Here is a 23,355-nt window from a genome sequence, read left to right as displayed (position 1 = left end):
TAAAAAGTAAAATGAAAAAATCGAATATAATATATGCATCAATAGTAGGAGCAATAATCCTTGCTATTATTTTATATTTTTCTTTGCGTCATACTGAAGGCGATGGACACGTACATACAGATGGTGAAGCTCATACAGAAGAAAGTCACTCTGAAGAAAAAGAGCCAACAGCAATTAAAGAAGTTGAATTAAATGAAGCTCAGTTTAATGCATCAAGTATAGAATTAGGTACTTTTTCAGATAAAAATTTAAGTGAAGTAATTAAGGCTAACGGCTATACGAAGTTGCCACCACAAAATCAAGCTGATGTATCTGTTTTTACTACAGGAATTGTAAAAACAATAAATGTAATCGAAGGACAAAGAGTAAGTAAAGGACAAACTATTGCTACAATTGAAAGTCCTGAATTTACTAAAATTCAAGAAGCATATCTAACTTCAAAAAGTAATTTAGAGTTTCTAAAATTAGAATTTGAAAGACAAAAAACATTAAGTGATGAAGAAGTAAATTCTAAAAAAGTTTTTCAAAAAACTAAATCAGATTATGAAATTGAAAGAGCAAGGTTTAATTCATTACAAAAGCAATTGAACACTTTGCACATTAGTGGTAACGGAAACACAACTGCAACTGTTCCTGTTATAGCTCCAATTTCAGGAAATATTACAGAAATTTATATTAAAATTGGTAGTAATGTAGAAGCAGGTAAACCCTTAATGAATATAGTTGATAATTCTAAATTACACGTAGATTTATTGGTGTACGAAAAAGATTTATTCAAAGTAAAACAAGGTCAAAATGTTCGTTTTATCCTAACTAATCAAGGTAATAAAGAAATTAATGGAAAAATATTTAGTGTGGGTAAATCATTCGAAAATGAAACAAAATCGGTAGCCGTACACGCTGATATTTCAAACTTTCAACAAAAATTAATACCAGGAATGTATGTAAATGCACTTATCGATGCAGGAGCAAATACAGTTAAAGCTTTACCATCGGAAGCAATTATAAAAGCAGATGGTAGAGAATTTGTTTTTGTTTTAGAAGAAGGTCATAAAGAAGAAGTAGCTCACGATGAAAAAGACGGACATAATCACGAAGATGGAGACAAGCACGAAGAAGCAGAAGGAAAAACATTTCACTTCCAACGTATTGAAGTGAAAACAGGAACTTCACAATTAGGATATACTCAAGTAACATTGCTTCAAAAAATTGAACCAAACGCAAAAATTGTCTTAAAAGGAGCTTACTACATTCAAAGTCATTTACTGAAAAGTGAAGGTGGCGGCGGTCATGAACATTAATAATTTAACTTTAATAAACATAAAAAATGAGGAAATCAATTTTAATAATAGCTTTTGCTATTGCAACATTTAGTACAGTTTCTTGTAACAAAAAAGAAAACTCAGAAGCTACAACTGGACACGAAGGACATAATCACAAAGAAGGAGAAGCTCACAAATTAGCTTATGAATGTCCAATGGATTGTGAAAAAGGTAAAACGTACGATAAAAAAGGAAACTGTCCTGTTTGCAAAATGGAATTAATTGAAGCCAAAGCTGATAGTCACGAAGGTCACGACCATTCAAAAGAAAATCACGAAGGACACGACCATTCAAAAGAGAACCATGACGGACATAATCATTAATCTAATAAATAAAACATGAAGAATTCAATTTTAAAATCATTAGTCTTAGCTGTATCATTATTTTTCTTTTCAAATTTTGTTTCAGCACAGAAAACAACTCAAAAAGTAGTAATAAAAACATTTTTACATTGCGACCATTGTAAAGAATGTGAAACTTGTGGACAAAAATTCAAAACTGAAATGCTTAAAATTAAAGGGGTTAAAATGTATGAGTTAGACGATAAAGCAATGACTTTTACTATTTATTACAATTCAAAGAAAACTACTTTGCAAGCCATTAAAGAAGGTATTTCTAAGTTAGGTTATGATGCAGATGATGTAAAAGCTGACCCAGAAGCTTATGAAAGTTTAGACGGTTGTTGTAAAGCATAGTAATGGAATTCAATATTAAAATGCCAAATAAACTAATTCCTTTTTATCAAAAAGAGTTAGAAGCATTTAAGGATAATTTAGAAAAAGATAATTTGCAGAATGCTTGGTATCATTTAGAACGAGCGCATATTATTGCACAAAAATTTCCGTGTGAACACACATTTGTACATTGGAAAATGTTACAATTTGGCATTAAGATAAAAAGTTCAAAAGAAATTATTGGTCAAATACCACGATTATTGGTAGGAGGTGTAAAATCATTTGTTGGTCAAATTCCAGTAGGTAATACAGGTGGTGCAAATGTGCCACCTTTAAAGGTGATTGAAATACCCGAAGATATTAAAGAAATATTAAATTCTAATTCATAACAATTACATTATGGAACATCAGCACATTTATGACAAAAATGGAAAACAAATTTGTTGCTCGTTTGAAGAAAAAATAAATCAAAGTACGGAACATCATTCCGATGATGACGGACACAACCACGACCATTCAAGAGAGGAGAAATCAACCTTTCTAATGTTTTTACCAGCAATAATAAGTTTCGTTTTATTAATGGTTGCTATTGGTTTTGACAACTATTTTACACAATCTTGGTTTACTGGTTGGGTACGTATAGTTTGGTATATTGTAGCTTATATTCCTGTTGGAATTCCAGTAGTTAAAGAAGCGTTTGAAAGCATTCGAAAAGGTGATGTATTTTCAGAATTTCTATTAATGTCAATTGCAACAATAGGAGCATTTGCAATAGCTGAATTTCCTGAAGGTGTAGCTGTAATGTTATTTTATGCTATTGGAGAAATATTTCAAACATTGGCAGTTCAAAGAGCAAAAGCAAACATCAAAACATTACTCGACCAAAGACCAGACGAAGTTACTATTTTAGAAAATAATGTGGCTAAAACAATCAAAGCATCAAAGGCAAAAATTGGAGATATTATTCAACTCAAAGCAGGTGAAAAATTAGGTTTAGATGGCGAATTACTTTCAGATACAGCTTCATTTAATACAGCAGCACTTACAGGCGAAAGTAAACCAGATACGAAAGCAAAAGGCGAAACTGTTTTAGCAGGAATGATAAACCTTAATTCTGTTTGTCAAGTTAAAGTTACAACCGCTTATACCGATAGTAAACTGTCAAAAATACTCGAAATGGTGCAAGATGCTACAGCTAAAAAAGCACCAACAGAATTATTTATTAGAAAATTCGCAAAAATATATACACCAATTGTAGTTGCTTTGGCAATTGCAATATGTGTTTTACCAATGTTTTTTGTAGAAAATTATCAGTTTAATGATTGGTTATATCGTGCGTTAATTTTCTTGGTTATTTCTTGCCCTTGTGCATTAGTAATTAGTATTCCGTTAGGTTATTTCGGCGGAATTGGAGCAGCTTCTAAAAACGGAATTCTGTTTAAAGGAAGTAATTTTCTCGATGTAATGGCTTCTATTCAAAATGTGGTAATGGACAAAACTGGTACAATGACCGAAGGAGTTTTTAAAGTTCAAGAAGTCGTTTTTAATTCCGATTTTAATAAAGATGAAATACTGCAAATGGTTAATGCTTTAGAAAGTCAAAGTACACATCCAGTGGCAACTGCCATTCATCAATTTGTTGGAAATATTGATAGTACAATTCAGCTTAAAGATGTAGAAGAAATTTCAGGACACGGTTTAAAAGCAAACATAAACGGAAAAGAATTATTAGTGGGTAATTTTAAATTAATGGATAAATTTTCTATTACTTATGATATTGACCCTTCAAGTATAGTTTATACCTTAATTGCGGTTGCATATGATAAAAAATTTGTTGGTTATTTAACTATTGCAGACAGCATCAAAGAAGATGCACAAATCTCCATTGACAAACTAAAAGCCTTAGGTATAAAAACCACAATGCTAAGTGGTGATAAAAATACAGTAGTACAATTTGTAGCTCAAAAACTCGGAATTACAAACGCTTTCGGAGATTTGCTTCCCGAAGATAAAGTAAACAAAGTCAAAGAAATCATTGCTAAAAATGAAACGGTAGCATTTGTTGGTGATGGTGTAAACGATGCGCCAGTAGTTGCTTTAAGTAACGTAGGTATTGCAATGGGTGGTTTAGGAAGCGATGCTACAATAGAAACTGCCGATGTCGTTATTCAAGACGATAAACCAAGTAAAATCCCAATTGCTATAAATATTGGCAAACAAACCAAGAAAATAGTCTGGCAAAATATTATTTTAGCATTTAGTGTTAAAGCAATAGTTTTAATTCTTGGAGCAGGTGGTTTAGCTACAATGTGGGAAGCTGTTTTTGCAGATGTTGGTGTAGCGTTATTAGCTATCTTAAATGCGGTAAGAGTACAGAGAATGAAATTTTAACATCATTTTATTATTAAATAATAAGTTTTTATTAACTTTGCTGTATTATCATTTTTCAAATGAAAAAATACCACATCATATTAGTAGTTCTTTTAAGCATATTCTTTATGCCTGATACTGCTATGGCTTGTGGTAGTGATAATTTGAAACACACTTGTAAAAAAGAGGTTTCATCTACAGAGACAGAGAAAAAGTGTTGTTGTGGTAACGACAGTTCTAAAAGCAAGGAAGATAAAGGATGTAAAGGTGATTGTGGTCATTCAAAATGTGGTTGTTCTTCAACTTGTTCTTCTTCTTCAGTAAGTTTTTTACCAGAAATTATTTTTAAAATTAACTTTATTCGTTATTCTTCAATAGAGAAAGTTAAATTTTCATACACAACTCCATCAATTTCAGATGGTTTTCATTCAATTTGGCTAATACCTAAAATAAGCTAAATTCATTTTTTGACAGCCATTATTGTGTCAAATCCTTAGCTATAAGCTATAATTTTCAAACAGTTTAATGAATAATTTTTGCTTTACAATTATTGTATTGCATTAACTTTTATTTCCAAACTGCTATTTATTCAAATTTATTTTTATCAATCAATCAAAGTGAAATACTTTGATTACTAATACATTATTAAAATGAAAAATTCATTTAAAAATATAATGGTTGCAACTTTCGTATTGCTATCATTTACAATCAATGCACAAATAAAAAATTCAAAAACAGAAACAGTGAAAATCTATGGTAACTGTGGAATGTGCGAAACCAATATTGAAAAAGTAGGAACTATTAAAAAAGTTGCTAAAGTTGACTGGAATCAAGAAACTCAAATGGCAACTCTAACTTATGATACAACTAAAACTAATCAGGACGAAATACTAAAGAGAATTGCATTAGCTGGTTATGATAGTGATAAGTTTCTTGCGCCTGATGATGTTTATAATAATCTTCACGGATGTTGTCAGTATGACAGAGTAGCAAAAGTTCCTGTTAAAGAAGAAACTAAAACTGATGTAACTACTGAAAATCATAATAATCACGGTAACCATACAAAAACACCAAAAACAGAAGTTCAAGAAGTAAACCAACTTAAAGCTGTTTTTGATAATTATTTTGTTGTAAAAGATGCTATGATTTCTTCAGATGGTAATGCTACTTCAATTGCTTCAAAGGAGCTATTTACAGCAATCAGCAATGTTATAATGGAAAAATTAGAAATGGATGTACACGTTGTTTGGATGAAAGTTTTAAATCAAATTAAAGAAGATTCTGAACACATTGCAGATACAAAAGACATTAAGCATCAACGTGAACATTTTACAACATTATCAAAAGATATTTATGCATTGTTAAAAGTTGCAAAATATGATGTACCAGTTTACTTTCAATTCTGTCCAATGTATAATGATGGTAAAGGTGCAAATTGGTTAAGTAAAGAAAATACAATAAAAAATCCTTACTATGGTTCAATGATGTTAAGTTGTGGAAAAACAGTTGAAACTATTAAATAATCTAAAATGAGAAGAATAGTTTTTGCGTTTTTTTTAATTGCTAATATGGCTACTGCACAAATTAATGTTGGCGATTCAATACCGTCAATTACATTGAAAAGCAGTAGTAATAAAGATATAAATATTACATCTTTTAAAGGAAAACATATACTTATTGATTTTTGGGCATCTTGGTGTGCACCATGCCGTTTGGGTAATAAAAAATTAGTCAAGTTATATAATGAAGTGAGTTCAGATAAAATTGAAATTATAGGAATTTCAATTGATACAGATGTAAATAAATGGCTTAAAGCTGTTGAAAAAGATAAAATTAAATTTACTCAATTGATAGATTCCAAAGGTTTTGATGCTGAAACAGCTGTACAATTTGGTGTTGATGAATTGCCTTCAAAATACTTGTTTAATCAAGAAGGTATTCTAATTGCAAAAAATCCAACAGAAGAGGAAATAATAAAATTAATAGAAAAGTAAAATGAAAAAAATAAATAAAGTTTATATAATGGTTGCATCAATGATTTTGATGTTTTCGATAAAAAGTAACGCACAAATTGTAAAAGCTGAAATTAGAGCAACTGGTTTAACATGTTCAATGTGTTCAAATGCGATTAACAAACAACTAAAAGCATTACCTGAAGTAACAAATGTTGAAACAGATTTAAATACAAATACATTCACTGTAACACTTAAAGAAGGAAATGAATTAAGTCCAAAAACATTTAAAGAAAAAGTAGAAAAAGCAGGTTTTTTCATTGGCTCATTAATAATAACTGCAAAATCTGAAACTATTAGTAAAAGTCCTTACATTTTAGTTAATGAGAAAAAAAATAACGCTACGGAAGTTCAATTTCAGATAGTTGACAAAGGGTATGTTACAGAAAAAGAGTTTAAAAAATTATCTAAATCATATAAAGGTATTGCAACTTATGTTGCAAATAGCGAAGATGATTTTCATATTAAAATTTTAAACTAATGAGAAAAGTTTTTTTGTTTTTCATTGCGATATATTGCCAAAATATTTATAGTCAAGAATTATTTGTAATTACCGACCCTGCAAGCAATGTTCCCGCAAATTCACTTGGAGTTAATGTAATGCAGTCACTTTTTAAAGAGGAAATGAAATCAGGTTATAATTATCATTTTATGCCCGAAGTATCATATGGATTAAATAAAAATATAATGTTTCGTGCTTCTGCTTTTGTGAGTAATAGAAATAGCCAATTAGTTACTGAAGGTGGTAGTTTTTATACGAAATATCGTTTTTATTCTACAGATGATTTAAATAGTCATTTCCGATTAGCAGCTTATGGTAGATATAGTTTCAATAATGCCGACATTCATCAAGAACAGATTGAAATTTTAGGACACAATTCAGGTTTTGAAACAGGATTAATAGCTACAAAATTGATTAAAAAAGTTGCAATAAGTTCTTCAATAAGTTTTGAGAAAGCTTTAGATAACAAACCAAGTTATCCATTTCCGGATAATATTGGTGATAATGCAACTAATTATACACTTTCTTTTGGTAAATTGATGTACCCAAAAAAGTACACCAATTATAAGCAAACAAATATTAATTTAATGGTTGAATTTGTTGGACAAACTATTAATGAAAATGGTAAATCATATTTGGATGTAATGCCAGCAGTACAATTCATTTTTAATAGTCAAGCACGTTTGGATTTTGCATACCGTCAAGAGTTAGTAAGTTCTATGATTCGTTCTGCTCCAAATGGCTTTTATTTCAACCTATACTATACTTTTTTCGACTTAAAGAGTAAAAAATAATTTAAAAATATACATATGAAAACACTTTTTTTAACTGCTATTTTAGCAATCACTTTAGTTTCTTGCAATCATAAAACTAAAGAAACGGAAAACAAAACTTCTTTAAATTCAAATGAGATATTTGCTTGTTCAATACACCCAGAAGTCACTGGGAAAAAAGGAGAAGATTGTTCAAAATGTGGAATGGAATTAACTGAACCTGTTGCTCAATCTGAGAACCACAATGACGGAACTCATGTTGATAAGGATAGTACAAAATTACCAAGCAATGAAACTAAAAAAAATGTTGTTGAAACAAAAACAGTTACAACTACGTTTTCAATAAGCGAAATAGTTACAAACTATTTGAAAATTAAAAATTCATTGACGAAGGATGATTCTAATGGTGCCGCAAATGCAGGAAAAATTTTATTCAAAACTTTAAATACAACTGGCACTAATGATTTAACATCAAATCAAAAAAAGGACTATTTAAAAATTGTTACTGAAGCCAAACAAAATACAGAACATATAAAAAACAATACTGGCAAAATTGAACATCAAAGAGAACGTTTTGCTATGCTTAGTAAAAATATGAATGATTTGATTAAAATGTTTGGAGCTAAGCAAAAATTATATCAAGATTATTGTCCAATGTATAATGACGGTAAAGGCGGTATTTGGATTAGTGAAATAAAAGAAATAAGAAATCCATATTATGGTTCTGAAATGTTAAATTGTGGTACAATTAAAGCAACCTATTAATTAATGAAGCTTTATGTAAAAAATATGGTTTGTGACCGATGTAGGTGGGTAGTTAAAACTGAAATTGAAAAGTTAGGTTTTAATGCTAATGTAATTGATTTAGGAGAAGTTGAACTTGAAGCCAACATTGATGCAAAGCAGAAAAATCAAATTAAAATAGCTTTAGAAAATTTTGGTTTTGAATTGATTGATGATAAAAAAAGTAAAATAATTGAAAAAATTAAAACTTTAATTATTGATTTGGTACATCAGAAAAACAATGAACTCTCAACTAATCTTTCGGAATATCTATCAAATCAGTTATCACAAGATTATTCTTCACTTAGTAATTTGTTTTCAGAAGTGGAAGATGTTACTATTGAAAAATACTTTATTAGTCAAAAAATTGAAAAAGTAAAAGAGTTATTGGTCTATGATGAATTAACATTAAGCGAAATTGCTTTTCAACTTAATTATAGCAGTGTGGCATATTTGAGTAATCAGTTTAAAAAAACAACTGGTTTTTCGCCATCACATTACAAACAACTAAAAGACAAAAAGAGAAAACAAATAGAAGATTTATAAATATTACAATTCTTACCCAAAATTTCACAACATTGATGAACTCGTAATTTCAGAACTTTGTATTATAATTTTTAACAATTAAAATTCAAGATTATGACACACCAATATCAAATAACAGGAATGACTTGTAGTAGTTGCGAAGCTAAAGTAAAATCAGCTTTGCTTACAATTGAAAATGTAACAAGTGTTGAAGTTTCAAAAGATACTAATTCAGCAACAATTACAATGGATAAGCATATTGTATTATCAGATTTTCAAAAAGCATTAGACAATAAATGTCAAATTTCTGCTGTAAATCATAGTGAAATTGAAGAACAGGCTAAATCGTGGTTAGAAATCTATAAACCAATTTTATTGATTTTTTTCTACATTAGTTTGATAACAATTCTAATACAACAAAAAAATGTAGACTTCAATTTAAGGGAAGCAATGCAACATTTTATGGCAGGTTTCTTTTTAGTGTTTTCTTTTTTCAAATTGCTTAATTTAAAAGGGTTTGCAGAGAGTTATGTCATGTACGATGTAGTAGCAAGGAAAATTCCAATTTGGGCATACATTTATGCTTTTACAGAGTTAATACTCGGTTTAGCTTTTCTTACTGGTTTTAATCCCTTGATAACAAATAGCGGTACATTTTTAGTAATGAGCGTTAGTATAATTGGAGTATTACAATCTGTACTAAATAAAAAGAAAATTCAATGCGCATGTTTAGGAGTAATATTCAATTTACCAATGAGTACCGTAACAATCATTGAAAATGCTTTAATGATTATAATGAGCGGATTAATGATAATCCACCTAATTTAAAAATGAAACTATTAAAATGGATATACAAAACATTCTTTCAAAAAAACTGTTGCAAATAGTAGTATTACTTTTGACTACTCAAGCTTTGTTTTCTCAAAATATTGTACGATATGATTTATACGTGCGTGATACAATTGTAAATTATTCTGGAAAAGAAAAAAGAGCTATTGCAGTTAATGGTCAAATTCCTATGCCAACACTTACATTTACTGAAGGTGATATTGCCGAAATTTATGTACATAACGAATTGAAAGAAGAAACTTCTTTGCATTGGCACGGACTATTTTTACCTAATAAAGAAGATGGTGTACCTAATTTAACACAAATGCCAATCAAACCTGGTACTACTCATAAATACACTTTTCCAATCATACAAAATGGAACGCATTGGTATCACAGTCATTCAGGCTTACAGGAGCAAATCGGAATGTATGGAATGTTTATTATGAACAAAAAGCAAAATGATAAAACATTCCGAAAAGGAATAGATGATTTACCTACTGTTCCAATAATTTTAAGCGAATGGACTGATTTAAAGCCCGAAAATGTTCATAGAATGTTGCATAATGCTACCGATTGGTTTGCTATTAAAAAAGGAACAACACAAAGCTATACGGAAGCCATAAAGCAAGGTCATTTCAAAACAAAGGTTGCAAATGAATGGAAACGTATGAATGCTATGGATGTAAGTGATGTATATTATGAAAAGTTTCTTATAAATGGTAAAAATGAAAGTCAATTATCGCAATTCAAAGGTGGTGATAAAGTTAGACTTCGTATTGCTAATGGTGGTGCATCATCTTATTTTTGGTTAACCTATGCAGGCGGTAAAATTACTGTAGTTGCCAGTGATGGAAACGATGTTGCACCAGTTGAAGTTGATAGATTGTTAATTGCGGTATCTGAAACTTATGATATTATATTTACAATTCCAGCAGATAATACTTCCTATGAGTTTTTAGCTACCCCTGAAGATAGAACAAAATCGGCATCATTATATTTAGGAAATGGTATCAAACAATTGATTTCTCCTTTACCTAAATTGAAATATTTTGAAGGTATGAAAATGATGAACGGTATGATGAAAATGAATGGAGATTTGGACGATATGGGAATGCAAATGTCATTGAACCAAATGGATATGAATGTAGTGATGTATCCAGAAATAACTGGTGTTTCAAAAACAGAAAACAAGCATACTATGAAAATGGAAGATAATAATTCCAATCAAAATCAATACAATGCAAATGCGTTATCTAATATCACAACGCTTAATTATGCAATGTTAAAAGCCACAGATAAAACAACTTTACCAAAAAATGCACCAGTTAAAGAATTACGTTTTGAATTAACTGGAAATATGAACCGTTATGTTTGGAGTTTAGATAATAAGGTTGTTTCTGAAATTGATAAAATACTGATAAAGAAAGGCGAAAATGTAAGAATTACACTTTATAATGGTTCAATGATGCGTCACCCAATGCACTTGCACGGTCACGATTTCAGAATTATTAATGGTCAGGGAGATTATGCACCTTTAAAAAACATAATGGATTTAATGCCAATGGAAACCAATGTAATTGAGTTCAATGCGAATGTAGAAGGCGATTGGTTTTTTCATTGTCACATTCTTTATCATATGATGGCAGGAATGGGAAGGATTTTTACTTATGAAAACCAAGCTCCAAATCCTCTAATTCCTAATCATAAGTTAGCGCAAAGAAAACTATTTGCCGATGATAGAAAATTTCATTTTATGGCAGAAAATGATTTTGCTACAAATGGAAATGATGGTGAAGCAATGTTAGGAAACACACGTTGGAATATTGGAACAGAATGGCGTTTAGGTTACCAAGAGCATCACGGTTATGAAGTTGAAACCCATATTGGAAGATATGTAGGAAAAATGCAATGGATAATGCCATTTATTGGTTTTGATTGGCGTTATAGAAAAATGGGGATAGACGAACACGAAAGAAATCTTTTTGGTCAAGAAGATACAAAAGACAAACGAGGTGTTTTCAGTGCAGGTCTTGAATATACTTTGCCCATGCTTATTAAAGCACAAGCAGAAGTATTTAATGACGGTAATTTCAGATTACAATTTGAGCGAAAAGACATTCCTGTTTCTAAAAGGGTGCGAATGGGTGCTATGTGGAATTCAGACTTTGAATACATGGCTGATGTAAAATACATTTTTACAAGAAATTTTAGTGCCCGTGTACATTATGATAGCGATATGGGAGCTGGTTTAGGATTGAATTTGAATTATTAAGAACTATATATACTTCTAAGTTAACATCTAAACAACCATTGCAATGAAATAAAAAAAAATCAATTGTTGTTTGTATATGTCTTTTCTTTAAAGGAATTATAAAATTAAATTTTCATTCATTTGTACCTCATTTGTACCTCAAATCAAAAACGGTCTTTAAAATAAATAGTTTAATATTTCTGTATCGGAAAGTAACATAAAAAAAACCAATTCAAAATGACTTCTAAATTGGCTTTACGATTATAAATAACGTTTTTATTAATCCTCGTGCGTTTCTTCTATCGTATTCGTTTCTGAATTAGAACCAACGGTTGTGTTCGCTCTAATCTCTGTATGACGAACTTCTCCGCCAGTTGTACCCGTTTGTTTTCCTAAGAACACAGCTACTAAAGCGATAACAAAAGCAAAATAAGAAACTAAATTTGCTTTAGTGTGCTTTTTAAAATTTAAATACAATCCTACTAAAGAAATTCCCGCTAAAACATACAATACTAAAGCCAATTTCTCAGCCATTTCTTCATGTTCATGAATAATTTGATCCGTTACAGAAGGTAGATTTTCAGCAATTTCTTCGGCACCTTCGCCAGTAAACATACTTGCAAATCCAAAAATAGCCGAAATACAAAAAAGTACATACGCTACATTTTTTACAACGTTGTTTTTCATTACAATCCCTGTAATTAAAATTCCTAATCCAAAAATGGTTCCAATAATTGGAAAGTGGTTTACCACCATGTGTACATGTGCATCGTTCATAATGTTGTTGTTTTTAATTGTTATTTTAAACCTAACTTAAAGTTAATTTATTGTATATTTGACTAAAATTTTAAACCCATGAAAAGCATTCTAAAACATCATTTAGTATACACAAATATAGCGATTTTTTATTTGATTGTAAGCTTTTTAACCCGAATAATTTTACTATTTCATCCTATCACACAAAGTAAATTTTCTGGTTTAGAAATCTTAAAAATATTTGGATTTGGACTTCTATCCGATTTGTTTATTTTCGTATTTGTAGGTGCTATTTTATGGTTGTATTTGCTATTTTTATCCAATTCTAAATTTAAGAAACCTTACGGATATATTATTTTAGGTGTATTTGTAGTGTTACTAATTTACATTCTTTCTGGAAAAAGTATTTTAAGTGAATATGGTGGTGTTTTGCCAGAAATAGGAATTGCTTTTGTTAGTTTAAAAACTATATTTTTTGCAGCCTTATTGTTTACTGAAAAATATAGAAAACAAATTCGTTTGGCTTTATATTCTTTAACCATTTTCTTGTTTGTTTTATTAATTATACAAAATGCAGTTAGCGAATTTTTCTTTTGGAATGAATTTGGTGTAAGATATAACTTCATAGCTGTAGATTATTTAGTGTACACCAATGCGGTTATTGGAAACATAATGGAATCTTATCCTGTTGTGCCGCTTTTTGCATCGGTAGGAATTTTATCGTTTGCAGCTTCTTATATAATAATAAAAAAATCAAAATCGTTTTTAGAGGATTTACCTAATTTTTCAAATAAACTAAAAATTATTGGAGTGCAATTACTATTGCTTGTTAGTGCTTTCCTTATTCTTCCTATTATTACTTCTCAACAAAATAGTTCGAATGTATTTGCAAATGAATTACAAAGTAATGGGCTTCAAAAATTCTATAAAGCATTTACCAATAGTGAATTAGATTATTTTGAATTTTACGAAATACTACCAGAAAATGAATTGGCGCAATTTGAAACAATAGTCAATGTAAATTACAACAACAATACGAATACCATTACTTCTGAAGGAACGGAAACTAAGAAAAATGTTGTTTTAATTACTGTTGAAAGTATGAGTGCTGAGTTTATGAAACATTACGGCAATACAAATGCTATTACGCCATTTTTAGACCAATTAGCAGATGAAAGTTTATTTTTTACGAATTTGTACGCCACTGGAAACAGAACCGTTAGAGGATTAGAAGCGGTTACCTTATGCTTACCTCCAACTCCAGGAGAAAGTGTTGTAAAACGAATAGATAATAAAAATAAATTTACAACAGGAAGTGTATTTCAATCAAAAGGATATACTACAAAATTTTTATATGGTGGTGATGCGTATTTTGATAATATGCAAGACTTTTTTGGAGGAAACGGATATGATATAGTAGACAAATCCAGCTTAAAACCAAACGAAATTTCGTTTTCAAATATTTGGGGTGTTTGCGATGAAGATATGGCTAAAAAAGCCATTCAAGTTATGAATGAAGAAGCTAAAACAGGTAAACCGTTCTTCAATCATTGGATGACTGTAAGTAATCACCGACCTTTTACTTATCCAGAAGGAAAAATTAGCATTTCAGGTACTGCAAAATCAAGAGAAGGTGGTGTAATGTATACCGATTATGCTTTGAAACAATTTTTTGAAATGGCAAAAAAACAAGCCTGGTTTAAAAACACAGTATTTGTTATAGTAGCCGATCATTGCGCCTCAAGTTCTGGAAAAACGGAATTACCAATGGATAAATATAGAATTCCTGCCTTTATTTATGCCCCTGGATTTATTCAACCACAAAAGATTGATAAATTAGTTTCGCAAATTGATGTAATGCCAACCGTTTTAGGTATTTTGAACTTTAAATACCAATCTAAATTTTTTGGAAAAGATGTTTTAAAAACAAATTATATACCAAGAGCTTTCATTGCAACCTATCAAGATTTAGGATATATAAAAAATGATGTTTTAACGATAATATCACCTATTAAAAAAACAAAACAGTTCGATTTAATTCAACAAAAAAACGAAGCATTAGGCAATGAATACAGTATCATCTTCGAAGAAAAACCGAAAACAAAAATAGATGTGAAATTAAAAAAAGAAACCATTGCTATCTATCAAACCGCTTCTCATATTCTAAAAACAAAAAAATATGAGAAAATTAAATAGGTAAAAATCTAATATAATTTATCCAACCGATACACCAATTAGTTTTCCTATACCGAAAGTAATAGCAGCAGCTAACAAGCCAAATAGCACTTGTCTAAAACCCGAATACCATACACTTTTACCTGTAAACAAGGTAATTATAGCACCTATTAAAAATAAACCAACAGCACTTAAAGCAGTACTAATAACTACTGCTTTCATTCCTCCGTAAAAGAAAAAAGGAAGTACTGGAATTATCGCACCAATGCCAAAAAGCACAAATGAAGTTATAGCCGCTTCCATAGCCGAGCCTTTTAAATCTTCTTTATTTATGCCTAATTCTTCTTTAATTAAAAATTGATGTACCAATTCTTTATTGGAAATAATATCAGTTGCCATTTGATTGGCTTGGTCTTGCGGTATGCCTTTAGACATATAAATTAAGGCTATTTCTTTTCGCTCGCCTTCAGGGTTAGCTTCTAATTCGTCCATTTCTAATTGCATTTGGTTTTCATACAATTCTTGAGAACTTTTAACCGAAATCCATTCGCCTAATGCCATAGATAATGCGCCTGCTAACAAACCAGCCATTCCTGCAAGTAATACTTCACTTTGTCCGCTTGTAGCACCTGCAATTCCCATTACTAAACTAAAATTGGAAACCAAACCGTCATTTCCTCCCAAAACAGCAGCTCTTAAGGCATTACCTCCTACAGAACGATGTCTTTTTTCAAAACGAGCTAAATTGGAACCAGAAACTTTAGTACTCGTATTTAATATGTTTTTTAATATTGTAACGTGAGCCGTATCGGAGATAGATTGTGCCGAACTGTATTTTTTTCTTGCACCTATAACTGAATTTGATATGCTTTTTTCAGTATCTAATAAAACACCTAAAACATAATCGTAACCAAAAATAGCTCCAATTTTATGTAATGTTTTGGCTCTAAATGAAGGCGAGGGCAAATCGGATTCCGTTAAATTATTTTTCTGAATAAAAGCTACAGCGTGACTGTGCTCAATTTCACTCATTTGTTTAAAAACTTCTGCAACCGCTTCCTCTTCTTCGTGTTCAGCAAGTATTTTATACAAATAACTGGCATCAATTTCTATTTGTATACTTTTTAAACTAATCATCTTTTGAAGTTTTAAGTTTATAATAATCCGTTGTATTTTCTAATGAACCATTCGGTACTTAAAGATACAACAATAATAATTAGTAACCACAAGAAATCAATTAAAGGTGAATTTTTAATTATAGTTTTTTCTACTGGCAAATAGGTGTTTTTTTGCAATAGCTTCTGAATTAACGCTTCCATTTGATTTGGAAAAATAAGTGTTCCATTATTCTGGTTAGCCAATTGTTGTAATTTGGCAACATCTGGATTTACAAATTGTTTTTCTACATCAAAATCTAAAACCTCAAAAGCACCATTATAACTTGCGTTACTCGTGTTTTCTTTTACTTGAAACGTATAATTTCCTGGTTCTAAACCATCAAAAAGGGCTTGATACCCATTATTTGCTTTTGAGAAATTGTAGTTTTTTATGGCCTTAGTAGCTTTGTTTATTAAAGTAATAGACAAATTTGCATTTTCTTCTAATTCATAACTTTTATTAAAATACTGTGCGAATATCTCTATTGTTTCTCCAGAATTATAAAAACTTTCGTGTTCAACCAAAAGTGATTTCTTAGCGGAATTAGTAGATAAATACTGAATAATCTTGTCAATAAACAGGTCGTATTTTTCGTAAGATTGATTTAATATAAAACTCTCCATACGCCATTTCCAAGAGTTTTCACCTAATAAATAGGCATTTCTATTACTGCCTTTTTCAGAAAAAGTTAAAATAGGATTTCCAACTTCAATACCATTTACCTTTCCTTTCAATAAGGTGTTTACATTTCCTTTCTCTGTAATTTTACCAAAAGGATTTTCTAATGGTGGAAATTGCGAAAACTGTATATCAGATTGTGCGAAAAGATTAAAATCGGATACAATTGAAGCTGTAAAATCTTCTTTTTTATTGGTTAATTTAAACACTAAATCGGATTGCATTTGATTTAATAAGTTAAAATCAGTCGCCATTCCTGTAACAATAAAAGTATTAATGTTTACGTTTTTGTTAGCTTCAAATAGTTTCTTAAAAGAAGCAGTTGGCTGATACAAAATCAATACGTTATATTTTTTTAAATCAGAAATTTCATTTGGTTTAACAATAGTTACTTTACGCTGTGCATTAGATTCAATAGCCCGTTTTATTGCACCTATATCTGGATGAGAAATATCGGATACAATTGCAATTTCTTTTTTCTGATCTAATACTTCTACTGCAAAGTTTTTAGTATTGTTATAATTGTTTTTTTCTTTTACAGATGAAGAAAGTACCGCTTTGTATTTTTGCAGTCCTACTCTATCCGCTTCTAATAAAATTTGAACCGATTGCACTTTGTTTTTCTTATCGAAATTTACAGTTTGACTGGTAACTTTTTTTCCGTTTTTTTCAATAGAAAAAGTAGTTGAAACAGATTTATTTCCATTGTATTGCAAAAATACTTCAACCGGAAATTTATTCTTTAAAAAGGCGTATTTATTCGCGTTAAGCTGATTGATTTTTAAATCGAATGTGGTAGTCGTATCACCTAAAACAACAGGAAAAACTGTAGTTGATTCTTGAAAACTATACACATAATCATTTCCAATAGTTTGATTTCCATCGGTTAATAAAACAACTGGATAAAACGTGTTTTTATGCAATTGCTTCAAATTAATAGCTACATCATCAATATTCGATTGATTTCCCTTGAAATCCAATGGTTTTTCAGCAAAAAAAGCAGCATCAAAAGTATACGTTTGAATGTCAAATTTTTCCTTTAAAGCTGCATTTGAAGTCAATTTTTCAACCCATTCTTTTTCAACATCAACAGCTTTTAATTCATTTATTGAACGCGAATTATCTGCTACAATAGCTAAAGGAATTTTATTTGTTTCTATTGATTTTCTGGCTATTATTGGATTAATTAGCAATAATAATAACGCGAAAACCGAAATAAAACGCAAAAAAGCCAATATCCAATTTGTTTTCTTTTGGATATTGGCTTTAAATATATATTGATAAAAAGCAACAACTCCAGAAATAATAACCGAAAGTAATATTAAAAGGATGGTGCTTGACGTCATTTTGAGTTTAAATGTTTATATGGTTAAAAGTTTAAAAGTCTTTATGGTTATGGATTAAGTTAATGTTATTTTATATTAGAAATTTGCGACTTATACAAACCATCAATTAGCATATTTACTTCAATTATTTTTTCTCTTATTAAAATGGATTGATTTTCATCTACATATTCAAAATCGCGACATAAAATAACTTGATTTAATAATTCTAATGAAGAACTGTAAGCAATTTCGGAAAATCTAGCTTTATCTTTCATAGAATTTCTTCCTGAACCTTCAGCTAGGTTTGATGCAATAGAAACAGAACATCTTCTCATTTGACTAGTTAATCCAAATAATTCGTCTTTTGGGAATTTTTTAGTTGTTGTAAATATCAACATTGCTAATTCTCTGCTTTTTTGCCAAGCAATCAACTTTTCAAAACTAAATATTCTCATTGAAATACTATTAAATTTATAAATTTCAAGCTAGATTCAACCCAAAACCTTTTAAACTTATAAACACTTAAACCTTTAAACCTTATTTACAATGCTATGTCAACATTCCCCCATCTACATTAATAACTTGTCCTGTAACGTAAGCGCTCATTTCAGAACTTAAGAAGACACACACGTTTGCAACATCTTCTGGCGTTCCACCACGTTTTAAAGGAATAGATTCTCTCCAACCTTTTACAACATCTTCGTTAAGTTTAGCTGTCATTTCAGTTTCAATGAAACCTGGAGCGATAGCATTACAACGAATATTACGTGAACCCAATTCTAACGCGATAGATTTTGTAAAACCAATCATACCTGCTTTAGATGCAGCGTAATTTGCTTGACCTGCATTTCCTTTTACTCCTACTACACTACTCATATTTACAATAGAACCAGCACGATTTTTAAGCATTACTTTTTGTACCGCTTTGGTCATATTAAATACCGATTTTAAGTTGATATTCATTACCGCATCAAAATCTTCTTCAGACATACGCATTAATAAATTATCTTTAGTAATCCCGGCGTTGTTTATTAAAATGTCGATATTTCCAAAATCAGCCATTACGTCATCTACTAATTTTTGCGCTTCGTTAAAATCTGCCGCATTCGATTTATATCCTTTAGATTGAATTCCTAAAGCATTTAATTCGTTTTCTAATGCTAACGCAGATTCTGCAGAAGAACTATATGTAAAGGCAACATTTGCTCCGTTTTGAGCAAAAACTTTAGCAATTCCGCTTCCAATTCCTCTACTTGCACCAGTAATAATGGCTACTTTTCCTTCTAATAATTTCATACTATTTTATTTAAATGATATACGTTCTTATAAAAGTCAAATATAATAATAATTTAAAGCAATAAAAATTTCTTTTACATTAAACCTTTTTGTTTATTTTTGGTCTAAACAGAATTAACCAAAACAAAAAGCCTATGAAAGCCTTCAAAATCTTACCATTTTTAGCAATTGCTATTTCAGTAGTTTCATGTAATGATTCTAATGAAGACAACTACACCGCTATAACAGAAACCTACCCTGCTGTTCAAGCAGAATTTGGAAATTCAGTTGATTTAAATAATTTAGCCAATTATGCGAACCAAACTGTTCCAGCCTATATTACTAAAGACAATAGTACCTTAAATCCTATTTCAAATAAAGGTGCTACTTTAGGAAGAGTTTTATTTTACGATAAAAAAATGTCTTCTAACAACACCGTATCTTGTTCAAGTTGTCACAAACAATCAGTTGCTTTTGGAGATGATTCCGTTGCGAGTACAGGTGTTAACGGAACTACTGGACGCCATTCCATGCGATTAATCAATACGCGTTTTGCCACAGAATCTAAATTCTTTTGGGACGAGCGTGCCGCATCTCTAGAAGTTCAAACTACTATGCCGATTAAAGACCACGGAGAAATGGGATTTAGTGGCACTAATGGCGATTTAAATTTTAACGCTTTAGTAACAAAATTAAGTGCTATAAATTATTACAAAGAGTTATTTAAATTTGTATATGGATCCGAAGAAATTACGGAAACTAAAATTCAATTTGCTTTAGCACAATTTATTAGAAGTATTCAATCCTTTGATTCTAAATATGATGTTGGACGTGCAGCTGCACCAAACGACGGAGCACCTTTTGCGAATTTCACAGCACAAGAAAATCAAGGAAAAAACTTGTTTTTAACACCTCCAACCTTTAATGCTTCTGGAGTCAGAACAGGTGGCGGAGTGGGTTGTGCCGGTTGTCATAGAGCGCCCGAATTTGATATCGATCCAAATACAGGAAATAATGGAATAATTGGAAGTATAAATAATACAGGTATAGATGTAACCAACACAAGAGCGCCTTCTTTACGTGATTTAGTAAAAGTAGATGGAACTACTAACGGACAAATGATGCATACGGGAGTAATTACTTCACTTCAACAAGCCATTGGTCATTATGGTACGATAAATATTGCACCAGGAAATACCAACTTAGATCCAAGATTAAGACCTGGTGGAAATGGACAACAATTAAATTTAACCGCAACTGAAGTTAATGCAGTTGTTGCCTTTTTAAGAACCTTGTCTGGTACAGATGTTTATACGAATTCCAAATGGTCTAACCCATTTAATTAAAACAAAAAAATCCCGCTTCGTAATAATTGAAGCGGGATTTTTTTATCTATTTATTTTTTAGAAAGCTACATTCCATTTTGGAAGTGTACCGTTGTCTTTTAGAAAACTTTGTAAAACAGTCGCTTCAACAAATGTTGGAATGCTTTTTGTTTTTCCTGTAAAAGTTTCATACCATACTACTTCTAAAGCTGTAATTTCTTCCTTTTTCATTTGTGCTGGCCAAGAATATTTTCTTCCTGTTTTAGCAAATTGATGTCCGTTTACAATTTTATCGTATAAACCACCACTTTTCACTTTCAACGTACCATCATTCTGGACAGTACCTGTTGAACCTACCATAATAAGTTGTTTTTCTTCGTTACTTGCATCAAATACTAAGAAAACACCACTTGCACCGTCAGGTGCATTACAAACCTCTTCTAAGTTCAAATCCGTTGTAAATAAAAAACTATTTGTTGATTTGTATTTTTTTAATTCTTTTTCCATTTTTATTTTATTTGCCACTCAGTCTGATTACTAAGTGAACTTGATTAGTATAAGTAATAAAAGCTCCATAAAAGGAGCTTTTATTATTATGTATTTTAAATACAGGAAATTATCCCATTATTTCTTTTACTTTTTTTCCAATTTCTGCTGGAGAATCTACAACGTGAATTCCACATTCTCTCATAATTCGTTTTTTAGCTTCTGCAGTATCATCTGCACCACCTACAATTGCACCTGCGTGACCCATTGTTCTTCCTTTTGGAGCGGTTTCACCAGCGATAAAACCAACAACTGGTTTACGATTACCATCTGCTTTTACCCATTTAGCAGCATCAGCTTCTAATTGACCACCAATTTCACCTATCATAATGATACATTCCGTTTCAGGGTCGTTCATTAATAATTCTACAGCTTGTTTAGTTGTAGTTCCAATAATTGGATCTCCACCAATACCAATTGCTGTAGTAATTCCTAAACCTTGTTTTACAACTTGGTCTGCAGCTTCGTAAGTTAATGTTCCTGATTTAGAAACAATACCAACTGTTCCTTTTTTGAATACGAAACCTGGCATAATACCAACTTTAGCTTCACCTGGAGTAATTACTCCCGGACAGTTAGGACCTACTAAACGACAGTCTTTACCTTGAATAAAATCATATGCTTTAATCATATCTGCCACTGGAATTCCTTCCGTGATACAAATAATTACTTTAATTCCTGCATCAGCAGCTTCCATAATCGCATCTGCAGCAAAAGCTGGCGGTACAAAAATGATTGAAGTATCTGCTCCAGCTGTTTTAACAGCATCTTTAACCGTATTAAAAACAGGTCTATCTAAATGCAATGTACCACCTTTACCTGGAGTTACACCACCTACTACATTTGTACCGTATTCAATCATTTGAGAAGCGTGAAACGTTCCTTCACTTCCTGTAAATCCTTGAACTATAATTTTTGAATTTTTATTTACTAAAACACTCATGAGGTTATTTGTTTTTTAAAAGTTGAGCAAAAATAAGTTTTTTGCCAGTAATAAATTAATTTTTTTATACTTTTTTTTCTACTATTTTGCTAATTTGGTATCCATTTGGTTTTTCAAACAAATAGATAGAAAGCGCTATTTTTATTTAGACGTGTTTTTCAAAGTTTCTAAAATCTCAGGAATACGTTTAATATTAGCCAATTGCTTTAATTTTTCGCGAGATTCCTCAATTGGTGTTCCAAAATAAGATTTTCCACCTTCAACAGATTTTGTTACTCCGGTTTGTCCCATAATTACAGCCTTCGCACCAATAGTTATACCGCTGGTGGTACCTACTTGACCCCAAAGCGTAACCTCATCTTCAATTATTACACAACCTGCAATTCCGGTTTGGGAAGCAATTAAACATTTTTTTCCAATAATGGTGTCGTGTCCTACATGAACCTGATTGTCAATTTTTGTACCTTCACCAATAGTAGTATCGCCTGTTACGCCTTTATCAATAGTACAAAGTGCACCAATTCCTACATTGCTTTCTATCACAACTCGTCCACCTGAAAGCAATTGATCAAAACCTTCTGCACGTTTTTTATAATAAAAAGCATCGGCACCTAAAATAGTTCCTGCATGTATAATTACGTTGTCACCAATTACAGTATTATCGTAAATGGAAACATTGGAATGAATCAAACAATTTTTACCAATTTGAACTTGATGTCCTATAAAACAATTGGGTTGAATTACAGTTCCTTCTCCAATAGTAGCTGTTTCTGAAATAGAAACATTTGAAAACTGAAAAGGTCGAAAATAGTTGGTTAAAATATTAAAGTCTCTAAAAGGATCATCCGAAATTAATAATGCTTTTCCTTCTGGGCATGTTACTTCTTTATTGATAAGTACAATTGTAGCTGCAGATTGCAACGCTTTATCGTAATATTTTGGATGGTCTACAAAAACAATATCGCCAGGTGTTACCACATGAATTTCATTCATACCATGAACTGGAAAATCATCCGCTCCAACATAGTTAGAATTGATGATTTCGGCAATTTGTTTTAATGTATGTGTTTTGTTAAATTTCATTTGTATTGTAAAAATCGAAAATAAAAAAAGTGAAAAGTTTCTACTTCT

The 23,355-nt window shown here is 30.7% G+C and carries 24 protein-coding genes; 16 read left to right on the top strand and 8 right to left on the bottom strand.

What is annotated here, in order from left to right:
- Positions 1-11: 11 nt before the first annotated feature.
- The 14 genes from ABWO04_RS00560 to ABWO04_RS00495 all read left to right on the top strand — a co-directional run bounded on the left by ABWO04_RS00560 (position 12) and on the right by ABWO04_RS00495 (position 12,064).
- Complete coding sequence (locus ABWO04_RS00560; protein WP_353076515.1) at positions 12-1,301, top strand: efflux RND transporter periplasmic adaptor subunit; 1,290 nt, start codon at positions 12-14, stop codon at positions 1,299-1,301.
- Between the two features lie 26 nt (positions 1,302-1,327).
- Positions 1,328-1,645, top strand: coding sequence for a heavy metal-binding domain-containing protein (locus tag ABWO04_RS00555; protein ID WP_353076514.1), 318 nt, complete (start codon positions 1,328-1,330; stop codon positions 1,643-1,645).
- 15 nt (positions 1,646-1,660) lie between these two features.
- A complete protein-coding gene (locus ABWO04_RS00550) occupies positions 1,661-2,017 on the top strand; it encodes a heavy-metal-associated domain-containing protein (RefSeq protein WP_353076513.1) in 357 nt (118 codons plus the stop codon).
- Between the two features lie 20 nt (positions 2,018-2,037).
- A complete protein-coding gene (locus ABWO04_RS00545; protein ID WP_396164658.1) occupies positions 2,038-2,385 on the top strand; it encodes a DUF3703 domain-containing protein in 348 nt (115 codons plus the stop codon).
- A 10-nt stretch (positions 2,386-2,395) separates the two neighbouring features.
- The gene (locus ABWO04_RS00540; protein ID WP_353076511.1) at positions 2,396-4,387 is read left to right on the top strand and encodes a heavy metal translocating P-type ATPase; all 1,992 of its coding nucleotides are present in this window, start codon (positions 2,396-2,398) and stop codon (positions 4,385-4,387) included.
- Positions 4,388-4,446: 59 nt separating this feature from the next.
- Positions 4,447-4,824: a hypothetical protein gene (locus tag ABWO04_RS00535; protein WP_353076510.1), complete on the top strand. Its 378-nt coding sequence runs from the start codon at positions 4,447-4,449 to the stop codon at positions 4,822-4,824.
- Positions 4,825-5,016: 192 nt separating this feature from the next.
- A complete protein-coding gene (locus tag ABWO04_RS00530) occupies positions 5,017-5,889 on the top strand; it encodes a DUF3347 domain-containing protein (protein ID WP_353076509.1) in 873 nt (290 codons plus the stop codon).
- Positions 5,890-5,895: 6 nt separating this feature from the next.
- Positions 5,896-6,360: a TlpA family protein disulfide reductase gene (locus tag ABWO04_RS00525; RefSeq protein ID WP_353076508.1), complete on the top strand. Its 465-nt coding sequence runs from the start codon at positions 5,896-5,898 to the stop codon at positions 6,358-6,360.
- Position 6,361: 1 nt separating this feature from the next.
- On the top strand, positions 6,362-6,859 hold the full coding sequence (locus ABWO04_RS00520) for a heavy-metal-associated domain-containing protein (RefSeq protein WP_353076507.1): 498 nt from the start codon (positions 6,362-6,364) through the stop codon (positions 6,857-6,859).
- Entirely contained in the window at positions 6,859-7,674 is an 816-nt protein-coding gene (locus ABWO04_RS00515; protein ID WP_353076506.1) for a hypothetical protein, read from the top strand. Before ABWO04_RS00520 ends, ABWO04_RS00515 begins: the two co-directional genes overlap by 1 nt.
- A gap of 15 nt (positions 7,675-7,689) precedes the next feature.
- Positions 7,690-8,418, top strand: coding sequence for a DUF3347 domain-containing protein (locus ABWO04_RS00510; RefSeq protein WP_353076505.1), 729 nt, complete (start codon positions 7,690-7,692; stop codon positions 8,416-8,418).
- Between the two features lie 3 nt (positions 8,419-8,421).
- Complete coding sequence (locus tag ABWO04_RS00505; protein WP_353076504.1) at positions 8,422-8,982, top strand: helix-turn-helix domain-containing protein; 561 nt, start codon at positions 8,422-8,424, stop codon at positions 8,980-8,982.
- Positions 8,983-9,075: 93 nt separating this feature from the next.
- Positions 9,076-9,789 (top strand): heavy-metal-associated domain-containing protein, encoded by a 714-nt coding sequence (locus ABWO04_RS00500; RefSeq protein ID WP_353076503.1) that lies wholly within the window; start codon positions 9,076-9,078, stop codon positions 9,787-9,789.
- Positions 9,790-9,805: 16 nt separating this feature from the next.
- Positions 9,806-12,064, top strand: coding sequence for a multicopper oxidase domain-containing protein (locus ABWO04_RS00495; RefSeq protein ID WP_353076502.1), 2,259 nt, complete (start codon positions 9,806-9,808; stop codon positions 12,062-12,064).
- Positions 12,065-12,322: 258 nt separating this feature from the next.
- Here ABWO04_RS00495 and ABWO04_RS00490 read toward each other — a convergent pair whose 3' ends face one another.
- Positions 12,323-12,820: a hypothetical protein gene (locus tag ABWO04_RS00490; RefSeq protein ID WP_353076501.1), complete on the bottom strand. Its 498-nt coding sequence runs from the start codon at positions 12,818-12,820 to the stop codon at positions 12,323-12,325.
- 78 nt (positions 12,821-12,898) lie between these two features.
- Between ABWO04_RS00490 and ABWO04_RS00485 the strand changes: the two genes are divergently transcribed.
- Positions 12,899-14,995 carry an LTA synthase family protein gene (locus ABWO04_RS00485; RefSeq protein WP_353076500.1) on the top strand — a complete coding sequence of 699 codons (2,097 nt, stop codon included), beginning with the start codon at positions 12,899-12,901 and terminating at the stop codon, positions 14,993-14,995.
- A gap of 18 nt (positions 14,996-15,013) precedes the next feature.
- Here the strand turns inward: ABWO04_RS00485 and ABWO04_RS00480 are convergent, their stop codons facing one another.
- From ABWO04_RS00480 to fabG, 4 genes are all read right to left on the bottom strand, one after another.
- On the bottom strand, positions 15,014-16,111 hold the full coding sequence (locus tag ABWO04_RS00480) for a VIT1/CCC1 transporter family protein (protein WP_353076499.1): 1,098 nt from the start codon (positions 16,109-16,111) through the stop codon (positions 15,014-15,016).
- 17 nt (positions 16,112-16,128) lie between these two features.
- Positions 16,129-18,156, bottom strand: coding sequence for a hypothetical protein (locus ABWO04_RS00475; RefSeq protein WP_353076498.1), 2,028 nt, complete (start codon positions 18,154-18,156; stop codon positions 16,129-16,131).
- A gap of 65 nt (positions 18,157-18,221) precedes the next feature.
- On the bottom strand, positions 18,222-18,590 hold the full coding sequence (locus tag ABWO04_RS00470; RefSeq protein ID WP_291242441.1) for a four helix bundle protein: 369 nt from the start codon (positions 18,588-18,590) through the stop codon (positions 18,222-18,224).
- 94 nt (positions 18,591-18,684) lie between these two features.
- Positions 18,685-19,431 carry a 3-oxoacyl-[acyl-carrier-protein] reductase gene (gene fabG, locus ABWO04_RS00465; protein WP_353076497.1) on the bottom strand — a complete coding sequence of 249 codons (747 nt, stop codon included), beginning with the start codon at positions 19,429-19,431 and terminating at the stop codon, positions 18,685-18,687.
- 134 nt (positions 19,432-19,565) lie between these two features.
- On the opposite strand from fabG, the gene ABWO04_RS00460 reads away from it, so the two are divergent.
- Complete coding sequence (locus ABWO04_RS00460) at positions 19,566-20,756, top strand: cytochrome-c peroxidase (protein WP_353076496.1); 1,191 nt, start codon at positions 19,566-19,568, stop codon at positions 20,754-20,756.
- A gap of 57 nt (positions 20,757-20,813) precedes the next feature.
- Here ABWO04_RS00460 and ABWO04_RS00455 read toward each other — a convergent pair whose 3' ends face one another.
- The 3 genes from ABWO04_RS00455 to ABWO04_RS00445 form a co-directional block, all read right to left on the bottom strand.
- Positions 20,814-21,242, bottom strand: a complete 429-nt coding sequence (locus ABWO04_RS00455) for a hypothetical protein (protein WP_353076495.1) — start codon at positions 21,240-21,242, stop codon at positions 20,814-20,816.
- Positions 21,243-21,351: 109 nt separating this feature from the next.
- A complete protein-coding gene (gene sucD / locus ABWO04_RS00450) occupies positions 21,352-22,224 on the bottom strand; it encodes a succinate--CoA ligase subunit alpha (RefSeq protein ID WP_291242445.1) in 873 nt (290 codons plus the stop codon).
- 141 nt (positions 22,225-22,365) lie between these two features.
- The gene (locus ABWO04_RS00445; RefSeq protein WP_353076494.1) at positions 22,366-23,307 is read right to left on the bottom strand and encodes a UDP-3-O-(3-hydroxymyristoyl)glucosamine N-acyltransferase; all 942 of its coding nucleotides are present in this window, start codon (positions 23,305-23,307) and stop codon (positions 22,366-22,368) included.
- Between the last annotated feature and the right edge of the window lie 48 nt (positions 23,308-23,355).

This window comes from Flavobacterium sp. (assembly GCF_040382755.1).
Taxonomy (GTDB): Bacteria; Bacteroidota; Bacteroidia; order Flavobacteriales; family Flavobacteriaceae; genus Flavobacterium.
The sequence above is the reverse complement of the archived record's forward strand: the minus strand, read 5'-3'. Positions and strand labels throughout refer to the sequence as shown.

Coding starts and splice junctions, on each gene's coding strand:
- ABWO04_RS00545 (WP_396164658.1), top strand. CDS start 2,038: ATGCCAAATAAACTAATTCCTTTTTATCAAAAAGAGTTAGAAGCATTT.
- ABWO04_RS00555 (WP_353076514.1), top strand. CDS start 1,328: ATGAGGAAATCAATTTTAATAATAGCTTTTGCTATTGCAACATTTAGT.
- ABWO04_RS00525 (WP_353076508.1), top strand. CDS start 5,896: ATGAGAAGAATAGTTTTTGCGTTTTTTTTAATTGCTAATATGGCTACT.
- ABWO04_RS00485 (WP_353076500.1), top strand. CDS start 12,899: ATGAAAAGCATTCTAAAACATCATTTAGTATACACAAATATAGCGATT.
- ABWO04_RS00550 (WP_353076513.1), top strand. CDS start 1,661: ATGAAGAATTCAATTTTAAAATCATTAGTCTTAGCTGTATCATTATTT.
- ABWO04_RS00500 (WP_353076503.1), top strand. CDS start 9,076: ATGACACACCAATATCAAATAACAGGAATGACTTGTAGTAGTTGCGAA.
- ABWO04_RS00535 (WP_353076510.1), top strand. CDS start 4,447: ATGAAAAAATACCACATCATATTAGTAGTTCTTTTAAGCATATTCTTT.
- ABWO04_RS00455 (WP_353076495.1), bottom strand. CDS start 21,242: ATGGAAAAAGAATTAAAAAAATACAAATCAACAAATAGTTTTTTATTT.
- ABWO04_RS00505 (WP_353076504.1), top strand. CDS start 8,422: ATGAAGCTTTATGTAAAAAATATGGTTTGTGACCGATGTAGGTGGGTA.
- ABWO04_RS00530 (WP_353076509.1), top strand. CDS start 5,017: ATGAAAAATTCATTTAAAAATATAATGGTTGCAACTTTCGTATTGCTA.
- ABWO04_RS00480 (WP_353076499.1), bottom strand. CDS start 16,111: ATGATTAGTTTAAAAAGTATACAAATAGAAATTGATGCCAGTTATTTG.
- sucD (WP_291242445.1), bottom strand. CDS start 22,224: ATGAGTGTTTTAGTAAATAAAAATTCAAAAATTATAGTTCAAGGATTT.
- ABWO04_RS00515 (WP_353076506.1), top strand. CDS start 6,859: ATGAGAAAAGTTTTTTTGTTTTTCATTGCGATATATTGCCAAAATATT.
- ABWO04_RS00540 (WP_353076511.1), top strand. CDS start 2,396: ATGGAACATCAGCACATTTATGACAAAAATGGAAAACAAATTTGTTGC.
- ABWO04_RS00470 (WP_291242441.1), bottom strand. CDS start 18,590: ATGAGAATATTTAGTTTTGAAAAGTTGATTGCTTGGCAAAAAAGCAGA.
- ABWO04_RS00495 (WP_353076502.1), top strand. CDS start 9,806: ATGGATATACAAAACATTCTTTCAAAAAAACTGTTGCAAATAGTAGTA.
- ABWO04_RS00475 (WP_353076498.1), bottom strand. CDS start 18,156: ATGACGTCAAGCACCATCCTTTTAATATTACTTTCGGTTATTATTTCT.
- ABWO04_RS00520 (WP_353076507.1), top strand. CDS start 6,362: ATGAAAAAAATAAATAAAGTTTATATAATGGTTGCATCAATGATTTTG.
- ABWO04_RS00445 (WP_353076494.1), bottom strand. CDS start 23,307: ATGAAATTTAACAAAACACATACATTAAAACAAATTGCCGAAATCATC.
- fabG (WP_353076497.1), bottom strand. CDS start 19,431: ATGAAATTATTAGAAGGAAAAGTAGCCATTATTACTGGTGCAAGTAGA.
- ABWO04_RS00460 (WP_353076496.1), top strand. CDS start 19,566: ATGAAAGCCTTCAAAATCTTACCATTTTTAGCAATTGCTATTTCAGTA.
- ABWO04_RS00560 (WP_353076515.1), top strand. CDS start 12: ATGAAAAAATCGAATATAATATATGCATCAATAGTAGGAGCAATAATC.
- ABWO04_RS00510 (WP_353076505.1), top strand. CDS start 7,690: ATGAAAACACTTTTTTTAACTGCTATTTTAGCAATCACTTTAGTTTCT.
- ABWO04_RS00490 (WP_353076501.1), bottom strand. CDS start 12,820: ATGAACGATGCACATGTACACATGGTGGTAAACCACTTTCCAATTATT.